This is a genomic window from Pseudomonas sp. GW821-FHT02A08 (genome assembly GCF_059422045.1).
Window position 1 is genome coordinate 92,971 of record NZ_JBWKWD010000002.1, and the last position, 17,914, is coordinate 110,884.

Below are 17,914 nucleotides of genomic sequence, written 5' to 3' on the forward strand. Positions count from 1 at the left end.
GTCGAACTCCGTCGTCAGTCGCGCGCTAAAAGGCGCGGGGCAAGCTCTTTGAGAGCGCGTCGATACACCTCGCGCTTGAATGTCACCACCTGGCCCAACGGATACCAATAGCTGACCCAGCGCCAGCCATCGAACTCCGGTTTACCGGTCAAATCCATCCGCACCCGCTGCTCGTTGGAGATCAGGCGCAGGAGAAACCATTTCTGTTTCTGGCCGATGCACAGCGGTTGGCTGTGGGTACGTACCAGACGTTGCGGCAAACGATAGCGCAACCAGCCCCGGGTGCAGGCGAGAATTTCAACATCTTCGCGCTCAAGGCCCACTTCTTCGTTCAGCTCGCGGTACAAGGCGTCTTCCGGCGTCTCTTCGGGGTTGATTCCCCCCTGCGGAAACTGCCAGGCATCTTGATTGATTCGGCGAGCCCATAGCACCTGGCCGGCGTCATTCGTCAGAATGATCCCGACATTGGGGCGAAAACCATCGGGGTCGATCACGGCAACAACCTCGCAAACGCATGTCGCCGCATTGTTCCACAAAGGTTGTGAAAGCAGCAACGAGCCGACCTACCTTATGTGCACTCTTGTGAAAAGACCGTATTCTTGTCGCCTTTTTACTGACTTTTCAGCGGGTAACTGTAATGCGCCTGGCTTTATTCGATTTGGACAACACCCTTCTGGGCGGTGACAGCGATCACGCTTGGGGCGATTACCTGTGCGAGCGCGGCTTTCTCGACGCCGTCGCCTACAAGGCACGCAACGATGAGTTCTACCAGGATTACCTGGCCGGCAAACTGGATAACGCTGCTTACCTGAACTTCTGCCTGGAAGTGCTCGGCCGTACCGAAATGGCCACGCTGGATCAGTGGCACAGCGATTACATGCGCGACTGCATCGAACCGATCCTGCTGCCCAAGGCCATCGAGTTGCTGGCCAGGCACCGCGCGGCCGGTGACAAACTGGTGATCATCACCGCCACCAACCGCTTCGTCACCGGGCCGATTGCCGAGCGCCTGGGGGTCGAAACCCTGATCGCCACCGAATGCGAAATGCTCGACGGCCGCTACACCGGGCGCAGCACCGACGTGCCGTGCTTCCGTGAAGGCAAGGTGACGCGTTTGAATCGCTGGCTGGAGGAGACCGGATTTACGCTGGAAGACAGTTGCTTCTATAGCGACTCGATGAATGATTTGCCGCTGCTGGAGTTGGTGGCTAATCCGATCGCTGTCGATCCTGATTCGAATCTGCGGGCCGAGGCCGAGAAGCGTGGCTGGCCGGTGATTTCGTTGCGCGATTGATATCGCCTGTAGCAGCTGCCGAGGCACGAGGCTGCGTTGCGGTCCGCAGGACCGCCCTCAGGGGCCGCTTCGCAGCCCATCGCAGCCTCGTGCCTCGGCAGCTGCTACAGATCCGCCTTAAACCGGTTTGGCACCCATCAACCCGGCAATGGCAACCAAGCAGACAAAACTGAACAACGCCAGGGCAAAGGTGAGTTTCCCCACAGCACCCGGCACCTTGCGCAGCTTGTTCAGCCGCACCAGCAGCCAGAACCACGCCAGTGCCGCTACGGTGTAAAGTACGCTGGAGGCCAGCAACCAGGTCTGCCCCAGCGGCCAGCCCACCAGATGCACCATCCACCAGCCGGTAAACGGCATGCTCAGCAGCGCCAGGCCCATCAGCAGCCAGACAAACACCCTTGGCCGCTGCAATGTACGACTACCCGCCGTCGCGTCACCCTTGCGCCGCGCTAGCAAAACCCAGATTCCCAGCCCCAGCGCACAAGCCAGCAGTACAACCGTTGCCACCATGTGCGCCGCTTTCAGGGCAGTTAACGTTTCCATTGTCAGATTTCCTTATTGCCTTGCCCGTCAGCGTAGCCGTTCAGCCAAGAAACAGCTGATAGGCCGGGTTGTCGCTTTCATCCCAGTACGGGTAACCGATTTCTTCCAGCGCCGCCGGCACCAGGTGGCGCTCGTCGTGGGGCACTTGCAGGCCCGCGACGACACGACCATCCGCCGCGCCATGGTTGCGGTAGTGGAACATCGAAATGTTCCAGCGCCCGCCCAGTTTGTTGAGGAAGTTGAACAGCGCGCCCGGACGCTCCGGGAATTCGAAACGCAGGATCACTTCGTCGACCACATGCGCCGCACGCCCGCCGACCATGTGGCGGATGTGCAGCTTGGCCAGTTCGTTGTCGGTCAGGTCCAGCACCGGGAAACCCTGCTCGCTCAGGCTGGCGATCAACGTGCTGCGCGGGTCGTTTTCCGGGTGGGTCTGCACGCCGACGAAGATGTGCGCTTCGCTGCCGGTGTTGTAGCGGTAGTTGAATTCGGTGATCTGGCGCTTGCCGATGGCCTCGCAGAACGCCTTGAAGCTGCCCGGTTTCTCGGGAATGGTCACGGCGATGATCGCTTCGCGACCCTCGCCCAGCTCCGCACGCTCGGCGACGTGGCGCAGGCGATCGAAGTTGACGTTGGCCCCGGAGTCGATGGCCACGAAGGTCTGGCCGCTGACGCCGCGCTGCTCGACATACTTCTTGATCCCGGCCACGCCCAAGGCACCGGCAGGTTCGGTGATCGAGCGGGTATCGTCGTAGATATCCTTGATGGCGGCACAGATTTCGTCGGTGCTGACGGTGATCACTTCGTCGACATGGTCTTTGCAGATGTCAAAGGTGTGCTGACCGATCTGGGCCACCGCAACACCGTCGGCGAAAAGGCCCACGGTTGGCAATACCACACGCTCGCCAGCCGCCATGGCCGCTTGCAGGCAATTGGAATCATCCGGCTCGACACCAATGACCTTGATGTCCGGGCGCAGGTATTTCACGTACGCGGCGATACCGGCGATCAGCCCGCCACCGCCCACCGGGACGAAAATCGCATCCAGTGGCTGCGGGTGCTGGCGCAGAATCTCCATCGCCACGGTGCCCTGCCCGGCAATAGTGTGGGGATCGTCATACGGGTGAATGTAGACGTAGCCTTTTTCGTCGACCAGTTTCAGCGAGTAGGCCAGGGCTTCCGGGAACGAATCGCCGTGCAGCACCACTTTGCCGCCACGGGAGCGCACGCCTTCGACCTTGATCTCCGGGGTGGTCTTGGGCATGACGATGGTCGCTTTCACGCCCAACACCTTCGCCGCCAGGGCCAGGCCCTGGGCATGGTTGCCCGCCGACGCGGTGACCACGCCGCGAGCGCGCTCTTCGTCGCTCAACTGGGTCAACTTGTTGTAGGCGCCGCGAATCTTGAACGAGAACACCGGCTGCAAGTCTTCGCGCTTGAGCCAAATGCTGTTGCCCAGCCGCTCAGAGAGCTGGCGGGCAGTCTGCAGCGGGGTTTCTACGGCAACGTCATAAACGCGCGAGGTGAGGATCTTTTTGACGTACTGTTCAAGCATCGGAAAGCATCACTGAGCGGGTTGGGCAGGACCAAGGAGTCTAACCCGCATTTTGGCCGCACGACCACCTGTTGTAGGAGCGAGCTTGCTCGCGAAAAACGCAATGGCACCGCTGCACATCTATTTTCACGCGTTATCGTTCACGACCATCGCGAGCAAGCTCGCTCCTACAAGGAACGGTCGACCTGCCAATCGGGCAATGACCTTCCCTGCCTCGAAGCCTATAATGCCGGCCTTTCGTCCCCTCCTCGGCACCCCGGAGCCCGCATGAACCAGGATCAACTCAAACAGGCAGTGGCTCAGGCCGCCGTCGACTTCATCCTTCCGAAACTCGACGACAAGAGCATCGTCGGGGTCGGCACCGGCTCCACCGCCAATTGCTTTATCGATGCGCTGGCCAGGCACAAGGGCGCATTCGATGGCGCCGTCGCCAGTTCCGAAGCCACCGCCGCGCGCCTCAAGGGCCACGGGATTCCGGTGTACGAACTGAATACCGTCCGCGACCTGGAGTTCTATGTCGACGGCGCCGATGAAAGCGACGAGCACCTGAACCTGATCAAGGGCGGCGGCGCTGCCCTGACCCGCGAGAAGATTGTCGCGGCCGTGGCCAAGACCTTCATCTGCATCGCCGATGCCAGCAAGCTGGTGCCGGTCCTCGGCGCTTTCCCGCTGCCGGTGGAAGTGATCCCGATGGCCCGCAGCCACGTGGCCCGCGAGTTGGTGAAGCTCGGCGGCGACCCGGTTTACCGCGAAGGCGTGCTGACCGACAACGGCAACATCATCCTCGACGTGTTCAACATGCAGATCACCAACCCGGTGGAACTGGAAACGCAGATCAATGCGATCGTCGGCGTGGTCACCAATGGATTGTTCGCCGCGCGTCCGGCGGATCTGTTGCTGTTGGGTACCAGCGAAGGCGTGAAGACCCTGCGCGCACAGTAAGCCAGACTGCCCGCCTGTTTGTGGGCAGATGAAATACCTGTGGGAGCGGCGGTGCGGCGATCCGACTTGCTCGCGAAGGGGTCGTGTCAGTCGATAGAGATGTCAACTGACAGATTGCCTTCGCGGGCAAGCCCGCTCCCACAGGGTTATGCATTGTTTGTCAGGGCTGTGGTTTCTTGAACACGTAGAACAGGTTCGGCTCACTCACCAGGTACAGCGCCCCGTCATCGTCCACGGCGATCCCCTCCGCTTGCGGCACGGTTTTTTGCAGGCCATGGTGCCCCTTGCTCAATGACATTGTGCTCAGCGGCCGCCCATCCACATCCAGTTCCAGAATCAATCGCGACTCATCCGACAGTGCCAGCAAATGCCCGCTGCGCTCGTCGTATTGCAGGCTCGACAGATCTCGCACGAACATCCCGGCATCACGCTTGGGGTCGTTGATCACGTGTACCGAGTAGGATTCCTCAGGATTGAAGCGCGGAAAACCGTGCACCTCGTAAATCAGCATCGGGTTGCGCTCCTTGGCGACGAACAGGCGCTTGCCCACCGAATCGTAAGCCAGCCCCTCGAAGCCCTTGTTGCCACCCATGTGTACGCCAATGGTCATCTGTTCGGCGTCTGCCGCATCGACGAAGGTGGTGTCCTGCTCCAGACGAATCTTGATCAGCCGCTGCTGGCTTTCGTCCGTGACCACATAGACGTCCTCGCTGATGAACTCCACCGCCTCCGGATCGCCGAAACCGACCAGCGCCACACGACGCAGGATCCTGCCGTCGAGGGACAACTCGATCAGTTCGCTTCGTTTGTTAGTGACGGTGAACAGGCTTTTGCGCACCGGGTCGTAGGTCAGCGCTGAAACGTTGTCGACCAGGCCATCGATCACCTGCGCCTCGTTCACGACCTGATACTGGTCCAGACCCATGGACCGGGAACTCACCGGCTGCCACAGCGTATGCAGATTGAACCAGGCGCGCTCGAACAGACGCATGTACTGGGCGATCGCTATCAATGCGATCAGCAAGACCACCGACAAGATCAGAATCAGGGATTTGGGGCGGGCAAATCGATGCATTCGGGCGGGCTCGGGTCAAAACGGGCGGATGAAATATCACGCCCGTCTGAACTGAAGCTTAATGGCCGCTGGCCTTTTACGTACAGGCAATCAGCGCGGGCGCTGGTTACTTCTGTTTTTCGAAACGATAAAACAGGTTCGGCTCACTCACCATATACAGCGTGCCCGATTCATCCATGGTCACGCCTTCGGCACGGGGAATGGTATTTTTCAGGCCGTTGAAGCCACGCAGCAGGGTGATGAAACTGACCTGTTCCCCCTGCTTGTCCAGCTCCATCAACAGGTGCGAGTCGGCGGACAACACCAGCATGTGGCCGGTCCGTGGATCGACGGCCAGGGCAGACAGGTTGCGCATGTCCAGTGCATGGCTGGCCAGCTTCAGCTTGTCGCCGGTCAGGACCTTGCCATCACCTTTCCAGGCAAACAATGCCGGCGGGCGCTCTTCGCCCAGCAGCAGTTGCTGATTGTCCGGATCCCAGGTAACAGCCTCAAAGGCTTTGTTCTGGTCTTTGGAAGGGCCGAGGTCGTATTTCGGGAAGTCGGCGATGTTCAGTTCGCGGGTATCGGCATCGACCTTGACGATAACGATCAGATGCTCGCGCTCATCGACAATGGCCAGTCGGCCGTCGCCCAGCACGGTGACGCCCTCAGGGTTGCTCCAGCCAACCAATGGCATTTTGCGCAGCACATCGCCCTGCAGGTTCAACTCGACCAGGAACGGGTTCTTGCCCATGACCGAAAACAGGGTCTTGGTCTGAGGGTCATAGGCCACATCCGATGCTTCGTCCTTCTCCATGCCAGGCAACGGCTTGGCATCGATCACCGCACGGTAGTCCGGCAGCCAGATACTGGCGTGACGCTCGGCCGGGCTCTTGAATTGCTCTTTCACCCAGAGCACGCCCCGCGCATCCCAGTGCATGGCGAATGCAACGCCGTAGGCGACAACAGCCACCAACAGCAGCCCGGTGTGCCAACGCAGGGCGAAGCGCGAACGGCGGGCAGGTTTCAACGTGGAAAGCGGAGGAGTGGCCATCGGGGAATGCGTTCCAGAAATTCAGGCTAGGGGTAATAGCACAGTTTGGGGCCGGCTCAGAGGCCAATAGCCCTGAAATTATCCAGACTGGATGTGAAAAAAACGGGAAATGACAGGGTGAGTTATCTACAGGCCACAACAAAACCAAAGTGGGAGCGGGCTTGCTCGCGAAGAGGGCGTGACAGTCGACATAAGTGTTGCCTGACACACCGCTTTCGCGAGCAAGCCCGCTCCCACAGGGCTTGGCAGTGCCTGGGCTAGCGAACGCTGCTGGTAAACCGGCTGGCGCCCGGCAACTCCAGAACGATCTCGTCACCGACATTCAGCGGACCAACGCCCACTGGCGTACCGGTGAGGATCACGTCCCCGGCCTGCAACGAGAAGCAGCCGGCCATATGCTGGATCATCGGCACGATCGGGTTGAGCATTGCGCTGCTGTTACCGTCCTGGCGCACTTCGCCGTTGATGGTCAGGCGGATGCCGATGTCGGTCAGGTCGGCAAAGGTGCTGCCGGACACAAACGGAGCAATCACCGCCGCACCGTCGAAGGACTTGGCGATTTCCCACGGCAGACCCTTGGATTTCAGCTCCGCCTGCTTGTCGCGCAGGGTCAGGTCCAGGGCTGGGGCGAAACCGGAGATGGCGTCGAGCACTTCTTCACGGCTCGGTTTGGTCGACAACGGCTTGCCGATCAACACCGCGATTTCCGCCTCGTAATGTACCGAACCGCGCTCGGTCGGAATGCTGAAACCGCCTTCGAGCGGCACCACGCAACTGCCCGGCTTGATGAACAGCAGTGGCTCGGTCGGCACCGGATTGTCCAGTTCCTTGGCGTGTTCGGCGTAGTTACGGCCAATGCACACCACTTTTCCCAGCGGGAAGTGAATGCGCGTACCGTCGACATACTGGTGCTGATAGCTCATTACCGACTCCTGCTTCGTTGGCTCTTAAAGTTCGAAAATCAAACAGCGAAAATCTTGCCCGGGTTCATGATGCCGTTCGGGTCGAACACCGCCTTGACCGCTTTCATGTACTCGATCTCGACCGGTGAACGGCTGTAGGTCAGGTAGTCACGCTTGGTCATGCCCACGCCGTGCTCGGCGGAGATCGAACCGTTGTACTTCTCGACGGTTTCGAACACCCACTTGTTGACGGTGGCGCACTTGGCGAAGAACTCATCCTTGCTCAGGTTATCCGGCTTGAGGATGTTCAAGTGCAGGTTGCCGTCGCCGATGTGGCCGAACCAGACGATTTCGAAATCCGGGTAGTGCTCACCGACGATCGCGTCGATTTCCTTCAGGAATGCCGGGACTTTCGACACGGTGACCGAGATGTCGTTCTTGTACGGCGTCCAGTGGGAAATGGTTTCGGAGATGTATTCGCGCAGCTTCCACAGGTTCTGCAGCTGGGTTTCGCTCTGGCTCATCACGCCATCCAGCACCCAGCCCTGCTCGACGCAGTGCTCGAAGGTTTCCAGGGCGTGGTTGGCCACTTCTTCGGTGGTCGCTTCGAATTCCAGCAGCGCGTAGAACGGGCAATCGGATTCGAACGGCGCCGGTACATCGCCACGGGCCATGACCTTGGCCAGGGCCTTGTCGGAGAAGAATTCGAAAGCGGTCAGGTCAAGCTTGCTCTGAAAGGCGTGCAGCACCGGCATGATCGAGTCGAAATCGGCGGTACCGAGAACCATCGCGGTGAGGTTTTTCGGGGCGCGGTCCAGACGCATGGTCGCTTCGACCACGAAACCGAGGGTGCCTTCGGCGCCGATGAACAGCTGACGCATGTCGTAGCCGGTGGCGTTCTTGATCAGGTCGCGGTTCAGTTCCAGCACGTCGCCCTTGCCGGTGACCACTTTCATGCCAGCGACCCAGTTACGGGTCATGCCGTAGCGAATCACCTTGATCCCGCCGGCATTGGTGCCGATATTGCCGCCAATCTGGCTCGAACCGGCCGAAGCGAAGTCCACCGGGTAGTACAGGCCGTTTTCTTCGGCCACGTTCTGCAGGTGCTCGGTGACCACGCCCGGCTGGCAAACGGCAGTGCGGTCAGTGAGGTTCACGTCGAGGATCTGGTTCATGTAGTCGAAAGACACGACCACTTCGCCATTGGCCGCTACCGCTGCAGCGGAAAGGCCGGTGCGACCACCGGACGGCACCAGCGCCACCTTGTGTTTATTGGCCCACAGGACAATGGCCTGGACCTGCTCAGTGGTCTTGGGGAACACGATGGCGGTCGGGGCCGGGGCGAAATGCTTGGTCCAATCCTTTCCGTAAGCATTCAGGGAGTCGGCATCGGTCAGCACCTTGCCAGGCTCAACCAGGGTCTTCAGCTCTTCAATCAGGGCAGGATTGGTCATCGACAGAACTCTCGAACAATTCATGGTCATCCTGAGAACGCTTCACGTCGCAGGAATGAGTGTTTAGCGGGGCGCATATGCTAGCATACCGACCCCGCAGCATAGTGCCCAACGGCTATTCTGCGGCGACGGCTGTCATGCCGCTCGGGTCAGCGTCTGTTGACCATTTCCTGCCATTTTTCTCCGGGATACAGGTTTACGCAGATGAGCAAGACTTCTCTCGATAAGAGCAAGATCAAGTTCCTTCTTCTCGAAGGCGTCCACCAATCGGCTGTCGACGTCCTCAAGGCGGCGGGCTACACCAGCATCGAGTACCTCACTGGTTCTCTGCCGGAAGCCCAGCTCCAGGAAAAGATCGCTGATGCTCACTTCATCGGCATTCGCTCCCGCACTCAACTGACCGAAGAGATCTTCGATCACGCGAAGAAGCTCGTGGCTGTAGGGTGTTTCTGCATCGGCACCAACCAGGTCGACCTGGATGCGGCCCGCGAACGCGGCATCGCGGTGTTCAACGCACCGTACTCCAACACCCGTTCCGTAGCGGAGCTGGTGCTGGCCGAAGCGATCCTGCTGCTGCGCGGCATCCCTGAGAAGAACGCTTCCTGCCACCGTGGCGGCTGGATCAAGAGCGCGGCCAACTCCTTCGAAATCCGCGGCAAGAAGCTGGGTATCGTCGGTTACGGCTCGATCGGTACTCAACTGTCGGTCCTGGCTGAAGGCCTGGGCATGCAGGTGTACTTCTACGACACCATCACCAAGCTGCCGCTGGGTAACGCTACTCAGGTAGGCAACCTGCACGAGCTGCTGGCGATGTCCGACATCGTTTCGCTGCACGTACCGGAAACTGCCGCCACCCAGTGGATGATGGGCGAGAAGGAAATCCGCGCCATCAAGAAAGGCGGCATCCTGATCAACGCCGCCCGCGGCACCGTGGTCGAACTGGACCACCTGGCCGCCGCCATCAAGGACAAGCACCTGATCGGCGCGGCCATCGACGTATTCCCGGTGGAGCCACGCTCCAACGACGAAGAGTTCGAAAGCCCGCTGCGTGGCCTGGACAACGTGATCCTGACCCCGCACATCGGTGGCTCCACCGCTGAAGCCCAGGCCAACATCGGTCTGGAAGTAGCGGAAAAACTGGTCAAGTACAGCGACAACGGTACTTCGGTATCGTCCGTGAACTTCCCGGAAGTGGCCCTGCCGGCTCACCCTGGCAAGCACCGCCTGCTGCACATCCACGAAAACATTCCGGGCGTGCTCAGCGAGATCAACAAGGTCTTCGCCGAAAACGGCATCAACATCTCCGGTCAGTTCCTGCAGACCAACGAGAAAGTCGGCTACGTGGTGATCGACGTCGACGCCGAGTACTCGGACCTGGCGCAAGAGAAGCTGCAACACGTTAAAGGCACCATCCGTAGCCGTGTGTTGTTCTAAAAGCAGCTACAAGCGGCAAGCTACAAGCTACAAGCTACAAGTTGAGTTCGCTTTTGCTTTGACTTGAAGCTTATAGCTTGCAGCTTGCAACTATAAAAAAGGGAGTCCCAGCGAAGCGGGCTCCCTTTTTTATTTCACATTGACGGTGATCTTCTCGGAAACGATCGGCGGATCGAACGGCATGTGGTTGCTATCGCCCAACTCAAGCTGCAAGGTGTGCTTGCCCGGCGTGAGCGTTATTTCCGCCTGGGTCTCCGCGCCGCCGAAATGCAGGTGGTTGGCATCCTTGGGGATCGGCGCACCGGCGGCTGGCAGCTCATCGACGTCGATCAGCACGTGGTGATGACCGGTGTTCTTGGTGGTATCGCCCGCCGGTGCCAAGGCAATGTTCTCGACCGCGAACTTGACGACGACTGTCTGTGGAATCGTCGCACCGTCCTCGGGAGAAACAATGGACACTTCGGCACCTTTCGGAGCCGGCGTTGCAGCGCTGGCCAGCACCGAAACACCCATCAACAGGCCAGCCAAAGCAGCACGTGACATAAAGGTTTTCATTCTCTTCTCCAGTTTTTCCGTAAAATCCGCGTGACCATGACAACTTCATGGCCATTTGTTGTCGAAGGCACTCGACAACCATAGCAAAGCGAGCCTGAATCAGAGGGTCGCGAGAATAAATTCAAAGGAGTGACCATGCGCTTTCTGCCTGGCCTGATCTGCCTGCTACCCCTTCTGAGCCCTTTGGCTCATGCCGAACTGATTGATGACGTCAACGACCGGGGCGAATTGCGCATTGCCGTTGAAGCCAACACTCCCCCATTCAATTTCAAGGATGACGACAAGCTCACCGGCTTCGAAGTCGAACTGGGCCAACTGCTGGCAAGTGAACTCGATGTCCGGGCCGACTTCGTCGTCACCGACGGCAGCGATCTGCTGACCGGCGTCGAAAGCGGTAAATACGACATCGCTATCAACCACATAGCAGTGACCCCGGATCTCAGTGATCGTTTCGACTTCAGCGAACCCTACATTCAAACCAATGCGCAATTGATCGCGCAGAAAGAAGAGCCGCGCTCCATTTTGCTGGTTCAGTCGCTGACGCAAGAGAAGCCCAAATCCGACCCGGCCGTGAGCCTGGCGATTCCGTTTCAGAAGGGCAATCCGGCGTTCCATGCCAGCCTGGAGAACGCCTTGCAGCGGATCAAGGATGACGGGCGCCTGCAAGCGCTGGAGCAGAAGTGGTTGGGGGCGGATGCGGGTGTGGTGCCGAAGCCTTGAGCCCATTTTGGAGCCCAAGTGAATGCAAAACCTGTGGGAGCGGGCTTGCTCGCGAAGGCGGTGTGTCAGTCAGCATCTCTTTCGACTGACATTCCCCCTTCGCGAGCAAGCCCGCTCCCACACTTGGTTTTGTGTCGGTTGTCAGTTCAGTGTTGCCAACGCCTGTGCCGCCTGCGGCAGCTCCAGCTCACTGAATACCTGCACGCCATGACGCTTGAGCAGCGCCGCCGTCACGCCCTCGCCATCGACCTTCACACCGCTGAACGTCCCGTCATAGGTCAGCAGGTTGCCGCAGGACGGGCTGTTGGCCTTGAGGATGGCGATGCGGATGCCGTGCTTTTGTACCAGCTCCAGGGCCTGATACGCCCCCGACAGAAACTGCGCACTGACGTCCTCGCCTTCGGTGGTGACCACCAACGCCTGGCCGTCGAGGACTTGCGCGCCCTGCCCGCCTGGAATTTCCGCCGCCGCCCGAGGTGTTGGCAAACCTCCGGCCACCTCCGGGCACAACGGCACGACCCGCCCCTCATCAAGCCACTGCTGAAGCTGATCGAACGGCCCGCTGGCCCCGCCGTCGTAACGAACCCGGTGGCCCAACAGGCAGCGGCTGACGAGAATTTTTTGCATGATCAGAACGGCTCGTTGCCGCGCCGGCGGAACCAGCCGGTCAAAGACAGGCGATCGCGGGTCGCGGGCAGGACTTCATGGGGAACCTCTCCGGAGAGAAACACCACCAGGCAGCCGCCGATAGGTTGCACGTCCTGGACACGATCATTGTCGAGGTACATGCGCAACTGGCCACCATGTTCGGGAAGCCAGCCGTCATTTAAGTAAACCACCGCCGAAACCATGCGCCGGTCGTCATCGCGAAAGCGGTCGACATGCTTCAGGTAGAAGGCACCGGGCGGGTACATCGCAAAATGGCTTTCGAAATCCTCCAGGCCGAGAAACAGACCGCGATTGATCGCCTCGCGCAGGCTGTTCATCAAACTCAGGTAGCTGTCGCACGCCTCGGCCTGGCCAGGGTCGATCCACTGGATATGGTCGCCACGAATCCCTTCGCGAATCTCCGAAAACGGCCCACGGCCCACGGCGGCCGGAGCCAGCTCGCCCTCGGCAGCACGTTTGCGACACTCGGTCGCCAGCGCTCGGGTCAGATCCAGAGGCAGGAAGATATTCTGCTGCGACCAGCCGTGCTCGGCCAGGTCGTCGACGATTCGTAGCAGCAGCGGGTGATCAGAGGATATTTGCATGGCGCGCATAGTATTCCTGTGCCCGGAAATCCGACAGAGCCGCGCAGCGGGTTGATACGAATTCTCGACAAGCAGGGGTGCCGCACGGAGAATAGTCGCCTGCTGACAGGAGTCCCTATGCGCCGTTTGCTTTTATCACTGCTGATGTTCTGCGTTTTGCCCGCCTGGGCAGACGGCCACGACCAGTTGTACAAGGTCGCCGGCTGGCCGGAACAGCGCGCGCATTTCAGCGATGCCCTCTCGGCTGCTCAGCAACGCTACCAGGGCAGCCTGCCTCCGGCGGTGTTTCAGGCACTGGTCAGCAACAGCAATCAGCGATTTTCCGCCCAGGCCGTGGACCAGCGCGCCGAAGCGCAACTGCGCAAGAACCTCGCCGACCCCAAACCCGCGCTGACGTTTTTCCAGTCGCCCCTGGGCAAGAAAGTCGTCGCCGCCGAACTGCTGGCGACCCGTCGCGACCAACTGGCTAAAAATGCGAAGGGCCTGCCGAAGATGCAGGCCAGCGACAGCCGCATGCTGATCATCGGCCACCTGGCGCAAGCCCTGCCCGCACGCGAGGCCGGCGCGGAAGTCAGCCTGGCGATTGCCGGTGTGGCCGCGGACAGTTTGAGCTCGATGATTCCCGGGCTGTTGGGTGCCGGTCAGGCACAGGGCATGCTCAACGGCCAGCGCCAGCGCCTGATGGACCAGATCGGCAGCGACCTGAACAACACGCTGCTCTACGTCTATCGCGACCTGTCGGACAACGAACTGGAAGAGTTCGCGACCTTTGCCGAATCAGCGGAAGGCCAGGCTTACTATCAGGCGGCGCTGGCAGCGATTCGCGCAGGGTTGGCGGTGGGACAGAGCAATTCGAACCTGACCCAGTGATCTTCGGCACCTGACAGACCGCTTTCGCGAGCAAGCTCGCTCCCACACTGATTGGAGTAAGCCCACAACTTTGTGATCACCGAAAAACCTGTGGGAGCGGGCTTGCCCGCGAAGGGGCCGGAACTGTCACTAAGGATTCCGGCCCTTGATCCGCCTGGTCAAAAACCCTAAATACTCCTGCCGCATCTCCAGTGTTTCATTCGCCAGATGATGCCGTGCCTCGGGCAGCATCAGCACCTGCGGCCGATCAAACTTGCCCCGCAACACTTCCATGTTGTGCTCCCAATCCACCGTCATATCGGCCTGCCCCTGCACAATCAACGGCCGGCGGGTACTCATGGGTGCGGCCTCGATGCGCTTGATCCAGCGTGCCAGCGCGCCCACCCAGGCCGTCGGCAAACGTAGCGGCTGCAATGGATCGGCCTGCAGGAACGGCAGAAAGGCCGGGTCGTTGGAATTCTCGCTGAAGCGCCGGGCGATGGCTTTGACGAACGGCCTGAGCAAGTAATAGCTCAGATGCGACCAACCCCACGCTCGCGGCCGCACCAGCGGTGCCAACAGGATCACCTGACCCTGGGCCGGGCTGCTCACCCCCGCATTGAGTACATGGTCGATCACGATCGCCCCGCCGGTGCTCTGCCCGCACAGGTGCCACGGTTGCGGCAAGTCGAGGGATTGCGCCTCGCTGAACAACCCTTGCAACGCGTCCTGATACTCGGCGAAATCATTGATGCTCGCCCGTTCGCCACTGGACAGGCCATGCCCCGGCAGGTCGCAGGCAATCACCGCAAAGCCCTGGTCCAGCGCCCATTCGATCACATGCCGGTAGAGCCCGGTGTGATCGTAGAAACCGTGGATGACAAACAGCGTCGCCTTGGCTCGCTCAGGCCACCAGAACTGACTGACCAGCTCATAACCATCGACCTCGAATCGCCCAAGGCCACTGCGCACCTGACGCGGTGCAAAATCCAGCCCGTAGAATCGCTGGTAAGCCTGCGCCTGCGCCGACAACGGCTGCCCGGCCGCCAATGGCAGCAGGCTTGCACGTAGAAGATCGGGGTCGAAAGTGGCCGGCATGGACGATTCCAGAACGTGAAACGGACTTTATAGGCCTGCGATATTCATCTGTCGCGGCAAGCATGGCAAGCTAGCCGCCCTTCGAGGATTGAACCGATGCGCCCGCCCCTTCGCGCCACCCTGTTTGCCAGCCTGCTCGCCGTGGTGTGTGCCGGCGCATTGTGGGCGGCCTACGACTGGTTCCAGGGGCGTTACCTGCGGGCCTTCAGCGAGCACACGGCAATGTTTTCCGGCGATCCGCTGCGCCTTCCCGAATCCCTCGCCGGCCCTGGCGCCATCCGCCTGGTGCACTTCTGGGACCCGGCCTGCCCGTGCAATGTCGGCAATCAACAACACCTGAGCGAACTGGTCGAGCGCTACGCTCCCCATGGCGTGGAATTCTATGCCGTGCAAAAAACCGGTAGCCATGGCCAGTTACCGGGCACCTTGAGCCGCCTCAAAACCATCGACGTCCTGCCCGGTTCCGAACAGATCCCCGCCAGCCCGGCAGTGGCGATCTGGGACCGCAGCGGCAAACTGGCGTACTTCGGCCCCTACAGCGAAGGCCTGACCTGCAACTCCAGCAACAGCTTTATCGAACCGATCCTGCAAGCGCTGGATGAAGGCCGTGCGGTCAGTGCCACGCACACACTGGCGGTGGGGTGTTACTGCCCGTGGCCTGTCGAGCCAACTAAATAAGGAAAGACGCGGCAATACGAATCCCTCCTACGGGCGATGCGCCAAATCGCCGCGCCGTGTTACACAGTGGCGCCAGGAATCACAATAACAACAAGGAGTCTCCATGAAACGCAGCCTGACCGCTCTCGCTCTGTTGATCGTCATGCTGGCCGCCGGGGCCGGTTGGTACCTCTACAGCAAGCAGCCGTCACGCCAGGGCATGGTGGAACTGCAACACCTGCAAGGCTCCGTCACCGTGCGCTACGACGAGCGCGGCGTGCCGCACATCCGCGCCGACAACGAAACCGACCTGTACCGCGCCCTCGGCTATGTGCATGCCCAGGACCGCCTGTTCCAGATGGAAGTCCTGCGTCGCCTGGCCCGTGGCGAACTGGCTGAAGTGCTCGGGCCGAAACTGCTCGACACCGACAAACTGATGCGCAGCCTGCGCATTCGTGAACGCGCCGAAACCTACTTCGCAAATCTCGACAAACAGTCGGCTTCCTTCATTGCCATGCAAGCCTATCTGGATGGCATCAACCAGTATCAGGACAGCCACGCAAAACCCGTGGAGTTCGATGTGCTGGGCATTCCAAAACGCCCATTCACCGCCCAGGACACCATCAGCATCGCCGGCTACATGGCCTACAGTTTTGCCGCGGCATTTCGTACCGAACCCTTGCTGACATTCGTTCGCGATCAACTGGGGCCCGAATACCTGAACATCTTCGATCTCGACTGGCAGCCCAAGGGCGTGCTCAACGGGACCGGCACCACCTTGGCCAGCGCCGACTGGAAAGACCTCAACGCCCTCGCACGCCTGAGCGAACAAGCCCTGGCTGACAACGGCCTGCCACAGTTCGAGGGCAGCAACGCCTGGGTCGTCGCGGGCAGCCGGACCCAAAGCGGCAAGCCACTGCTGGCGGGCGATCCGCATATCCGTTTTTCCGCGCCGTCGGTGTGGTACGAAGCTCAACTCTCGGCGCCGGGCTTCGAACTCTACGGCCACTATCAGGCCCTGATGCCGTTCGCTTCGCTGGGCATGAACCACGACTTCGGCTGGAGCATCACCATGTTCCAGAACGACGACCTCGACCTGATTGCCGAGAAGGTCAACCCGGACAACCCCAATCAGGTCTGGTATCGCGGCAAGTGGGTGGACATGACGACCAGCGAACAGCAGATCGCGGTCAAGGGCCAGGCGCCAGTCACCCTGGTGTTGCGCCAGTCGCCCCACGGCCCGATCGTCAACGATGCCTTGGGCAGCGGCGCCGGCAAAACGCCGATTGCCATGTGGTGGGCATTTCTCGAAAGCCAGAACCCGATCCTGGAGGGTTTCTACCAGCTCAATCGCGCCGACACCCTGGCCAAGGCCCGTGGTGCCGCGGCGAAAATCCAGGCCCCGGGCCTGAACGTTGTCTGGGCCAATGCCAAGGGTGACATCGGCTGGTGGGCGGCGGCGCAATTGCCTAAACGCCCGGCGGGTGTACGCCCGTGGTTCATTCTCGACGGCAGCACCGCCGAGGCGGACAAGGATGGCTTCTACCCGTTCACGGCCAACCCTCAAGAGGAAAACCCGGCCCGGGGCTACATCGTCTCGGCCAACTTCCAGCCGGTGTCGCCGACCGGCATGGAGATTCCCGGGTACTACAACCTTGCCGATCGCGGCCAGCAACTCAATCGCCAGCTCAGCGACAAAGCGGTCAAATGGGACCTGGAAAACAGCCAGAAACTGCAACTGGGCACCACCACCGCCTACGGCCCGCGCCTGTTGGCACCACTATTGCCGGTATTGCGCGAAGTGGTGAGTGATCCCGCCGAACTCAAGCTGGTGGAGCAACTGGCCCAGTGGACAGGCGATTACCCCCTCGACTCGACCAGCGCCACATTGTTCAACCAGTTCCTGTTCAACCTGGCTGACGCGACGATGCATGACGAGCTGGGCAACGATTTCTTCGAAACGCTGCTCTCGACCCGGGTGATCGACGCCGCGCTCCCCCGCCTGGCCGCCAGCGCCGATTCACCGTGGTGGGACAACCGCAGCACCCTCGGCAAGGAATCCCGTGCCGACACGGTGAAGGCCGCCTGGCAAGCCAGCCTCGCGCACCTCAAGAGCACCCTCGGCGCAGACACCTCGCAATGGCAGTGGGGCAGCGCGCACACATTGACCCACGGCCATCCGCTGGGACAGCAAAAGCCGCTGGACCTGTTCTTCAATGTCGGCCCCTTCGCCGCACCGGGCACCCATGAAGTGCCGAACAACCTCTCGGCGAAAATCGGACCGGCCCCCTGGCCCGTCACCTACGGCCCCTCGACCCGACGCCTGATCGACTTCGCCGATCCGACCCACAGCCTGACCGTCAACCCGGTCGGCCAGAGCGGAGTCCTGTTCGACAACCACTATGATGATCAGGCCGAGGCCTACATCGAGGGGATGTACTTCCAGGCGCATCTCAATGATGAAGAGGTCACGGCCAATACCCGCAGTACGTTGAAGCTGTTGCCGGCGCGGGCTGCTCAGTAATTTTGCATTGGCTGGACCGGCCCCTT

18 protein-coding genes are annotated in these 17,914 nt (G+C 60.6%); 7 read left to right on the forward strand and 11 right to left on the reverse strand.

What is annotated here, in order from left to right:
• Positions 1–14: 14 nt before the first annotated feature.
• A complete protein-coding gene (locus tag AC07W4_RS02290; RefSeq protein WP_003229203.1) occupies positions 15–494 on the reverse strand; it encodes an RNA pyrophosphohydrolase in 480 nt (159 codons plus the stop codon).
• Positions 495–637: 143 nt separating this feature from the next.
• On the opposite strand from AC07W4_RS02290, the gene AC07W4_RS02295 reads away from it, so the two are divergent.
• Positions 638–1,294, forward strand: a complete 657-nt coding sequence (locus tag AC07W4_RS02295; protein ID WP_495031358.1) for a histidinol-phosphatase — start codon at positions 638–640, stop codon at positions 1,292–1,294.
• Positions 1,295–1,411: 117 nt separating this feature from the next.
• On the opposite strand, the gene AC07W4_RS02300 is transcribed toward AC07W4_RS02295, so the two are convergent.
• The gene (locus tag AC07W4_RS02300; RefSeq protein ID WP_495031359.1) at positions 1,412–1,837 is read right to left on the reverse strand and encodes a DUF2269 domain-containing protein; all 426 of its coding nucleotides are present in this window, start codon (positions 1,835–1,837) and stop codon (positions 1,412–1,414) included.
• Between the two features lie 40 nt (positions 1,838–1,877).
• Positions 1,878–3,392, reverse strand: coding sequence for a threonine ammonia-lyase, biosynthetic (ilvA, locus tag AC07W4_RS02305; protein WP_495031360.1), 1,515 nt, complete (start codon positions 3,390–3,392; stop codon positions 1,878–1,880).
• 267 nt (positions 3,393–3,659) lie between these two features.
• Here ilvA and rpiA point away from each other — a divergent pair, with 267 nt between their 5' ends.
• Entirely contained in the window at positions 3,660–4,334 is a 675-nt protein-coding gene (rpiA, locus tag AC07W4_RS02310; protein WP_495031361.1) for a ribose-5-phosphate isomerase RpiA, read from the forward strand.
• Between the two features lie 160 nt (positions 4,335–4,494).
• On the opposite strand, the gene AC07W4_RS02315 is transcribed toward rpiA, so the two are convergent.
• From AC07W4_RS02315 to AC07W4_RS02330, 4 genes are all read right to left on the reverse strand, one after another.
• A complete protein-coding gene (locus AC07W4_RS02315) occupies positions 4,495–5,409 on the reverse strand; it encodes an SdiA-regulated domain-containing protein (protein WP_495031362.1) in 915 nt (304 codons plus the stop codon).
• A gap of 106 nt (positions 5,410–5,515) precedes the next feature.
• On the reverse strand, positions 5,516–6,442 hold the full coding sequence (locus tag AC07W4_RS02320) for an SdiA-regulated domain-containing protein (RefSeq protein WP_495031363.1): 927 nt from the start codon (positions 6,440–6,442) through the stop codon (positions 5,516–5,518).
• A gap of 257 nt (positions 6,443–6,699) precedes the next feature.
• Entirely contained in the window at positions 6,700–7,365 is a 666-nt protein-coding gene (locus AC07W4_RS02325) for a fumarylacetoacetate hydrolase family protein (protein ID WP_007995532.1), read from the reverse strand.
• Positions 7,366–7,403: 38 nt separating this feature from the next.
• Positions 7,404–8,798, reverse strand: a complete 1,395-nt coding sequence (locus AC07W4_RS02330; protein WP_032829505.1) for an FAD-binding oxidoreductase — start codon at positions 8,796–8,798, stop codon at positions 7,404–7,406.
• Positions 8,799–9,002: 204 nt separating this feature from the next.
• Here AC07W4_RS02330 and serA point away from each other — a divergent pair, with 204 nt between their 5' ends.
• Complete coding sequence (serA, locus tag AC07W4_RS02335; RefSeq protein ID WP_495031364.1) at positions 9,003–10,232, forward strand: phosphoglycerate dehydrogenase; 1,230 nt, start codon at positions 9,003–9,005, stop codon at positions 10,230–10,232.
• 129 nt (positions 10,233–10,361) lie between these two features.
• Here the strand turns inward: serA and AC07W4_RS02340 are convergent, their stop codons facing one another.
• The gene (locus AC07W4_RS02340; RefSeq protein WP_495031365.1) at positions 10,362–10,787 is read right to left on the reverse strand and encodes a DUF4399 domain-containing protein; all 426 of its coding nucleotides are present in this window, start codon (positions 10,785–10,787) and stop codon (positions 10,362–10,364) included.
• A 135-nt stretch (positions 10,788–10,922) separates the two neighbouring features.
• Between AC07W4_RS02340 and AC07W4_RS02345 the strand changes: the two genes are divergently transcribed.
• Entirely contained in the window at positions 10,923–11,507 is a 585-nt protein-coding gene (locus tag AC07W4_RS02345) for a transporter substrate-binding domain-containing protein (RefSeq protein ID WP_495031366.1), read from the forward strand.
• Between the two features lie 141 nt (positions 11,508–11,648).
• Here the strand turns inward: AC07W4_RS02345 and AC07W4_RS02350 are convergent, their stop codons facing one another.
• Together AC07W4_RS02350 and AC07W4_RS02355 are read right to left on the reverse strand one after the other, a co-directional pair.
• Positions 11,649–12,134: a 2-thiouracil desulfurase family protein gene (locus AC07W4_RS02350; protein ID WP_495031367.1), complete on the reverse strand. Its 486-nt coding sequence runs from the start codon at positions 12,132–12,134 to the stop codon at positions 11,649–11,651.
• A 2-nt stretch (positions 12,135–12,136) separates the two neighbouring features.
• Positions 12,137–12,769, reverse strand: a complete 633-nt coding sequence (locus AC07W4_RS02355) for a 2OG-Fe(II) oxygenase (protein ID WP_495031368.1) — start codon at positions 12,767–12,769, stop codon at positions 12,137–12,139.
• A 108-nt stretch (positions 12,770–12,877) separates the two neighbouring features.
• Here AC07W4_RS02355 and AC07W4_RS02360 point away from each other — a divergent pair, with 108 nt between their 5' ends.
• Positions 12,878–13,630, forward strand: coding sequence for a DUF2059 domain-containing protein (locus AC07W4_RS02360; RefSeq protein WP_495031369.1), 753 nt, complete (start codon positions 12,878–12,880; stop codon positions 13,628–13,630).
• A gap of 129 nt (positions 13,631–13,759) precedes the next feature.
• Here the strand turns inward: AC07W4_RS02360 and bipL are convergent, their stop codons facing one another.
• Complete coding sequence (gene bipL, locus AC07W4_RS02365; protein ID WP_495031370.1) at positions 13,760–14,707, reverse strand: phospholipase BipL; 948 nt, start codon at positions 14,705–14,707, stop codon at positions 13,760–13,762.
• Between the two features lie 96 nt (positions 14,708–14,803).
• Between bipL and AC07W4_RS02370 the strand changes: the two genes are divergently transcribed.
• Positions 14,804–15,385, forward strand: a complete 582-nt coding sequence (locus AC07W4_RS02370) for a DUF6436 domain-containing protein (protein WP_495031371.1) — start codon at positions 14,804–14,806, stop codon at positions 15,383–15,385.
• A gap of 103 nt (positions 15,386–15,488) precedes the next feature.
• Positions 15,489–17,888: a penicillin acylase family protein gene (locus AC07W4_RS02375; protein ID WP_495031372.1), complete on the forward strand. Its 2,400-nt coding sequence runs from the start codon at positions 15,489–15,491 to the stop codon at positions 17,886–17,888.
• Positions 17,889–17,914: the final 26 nt, after the last annotated feature.

What these genes read in the sequence shown, in the direction of transcription:
- AC07W4_RS02340 (WP_495031365.1), bottom strand. Translation starts at nt 10,787, where the DNA reads ATGAAAACCTTTATGTCACGTGCTGCTTTGGCTGGCCTGTTGATGGGT.
- AC07W4_RS02370 (WP_495031371.1), top strand. Translation starts at nt 14,804, where the DNA reads ATGCGCCCGCCCCTTCGCGCCACCCTGTTTGCCAGCCTGCTCGCCGTG.
- AC07W4_RS02320 (WP_495031363.1), bottom strand. Translation starts at nt 6,442, where the DNA reads ATGGCCACTCCTCCGCTTTCCACGTTGAAACCTGCCCGCCGTTCGCGC.
- AC07W4_RS02315 (WP_495031362.1), bottom strand. Translation starts at nt 5,409, where the DNA reads ATGCATCGATTTGCCCGCCCCAAATCCCTGATTCTGATCTTGTCGGTG.
- AC07W4_RS02330 (WP_032829505.1), bottom strand. Translation starts at nt 8,798, where the DNA reads ATGACCAATCCTGCCCTGATTGAAGAGCTGAAGACCCTGGTTGAGCCT.
- AC07W4_RS02360 (WP_495031369.1), top strand. Translation starts at nt 12,878, where the DNA reads ATGCGCCGTTTGCTTTTATCACTGCTGATGTTCTGCGTTTTGCCCGCC.
- bipL (WP_495031370.1), bottom strand. Translation starts at nt 14,707, where the DNA reads ATGCCGGCCACTTTCGACCCCGATCTTCTACGTGCAAGCCTGCTGCCA.
- serA (WP_495031364.1), top strand. Translation starts at nt 9,003, where the DNA reads ATGAGCAAGACTTCTCTCGATAAGAGCAAGATCAAGTTCCTTCTTCTC.
- AC07W4_RS02300 (WP_495031359.1), bottom strand. Translation starts at nt 1,837, where the DNA reads ATGGAAACGTTAACTGCCCTGAAAGCGGCGCACATGGTGGCAACGGTT.
- AC07W4_RS02345 (WP_495031366.1), top strand. Translation starts at nt 10,923, where the DNA reads ATGCGCTTTCTGCCTGGCCTGATCTGCCTGCTACCCCTTCTGAGCCCT.
- AC07W4_RS02355 (WP_495031368.1), bottom strand. Translation starts at nt 12,769, where the DNA reads ATGCGCGCCATGCAAATATCCTCTGATCACCCGCTGCTGCTACGAATC.
- AC07W4_RS02325 (WP_007995532.1), bottom strand. Translation starts at nt 7,365, where the DNA reads ATGAGCTATCAGCACCAGTATGTCGACGGTACGCGCATTCACTTCCCG.
- AC07W4_RS02295 (WP_495031358.1), top strand. Translation starts at nt 638, where the DNA reads ATGCGCCTGGCTTTATTCGATTTGGACAACACCCTTCTGGGCGGTGAC.
- ilvA (WP_495031360.1), bottom strand. Translation starts at nt 3,392, where the DNA reads ATGCTTGAACAGTACGTCAAAAAGATCCTCACCTCGCGCGTTTATGAC.
- rpiA (WP_495031361.1), top strand. Translation starts at nt 3,660, where the DNA reads ATGAACCAGGATCAACTCAAACAGGCAGTGGCTCAGGCCGCCGTCGAC.
- AC07W4_RS02375 (WP_495031372.1), top strand. Translation starts at nt 15,489, where the DNA reads ATGAAACGCAGCCTGACCGCTCTCGCTCTGTTGATCGTCATGCTGGCC.
- AC07W4_RS02350 (WP_495031367.1), bottom strand. Translation starts at nt 12,134, where the DNA reads ATGCAAAAAATTCTCGTCAGCCGCTGCCTGTTGGGCCACCGGGTTCGT.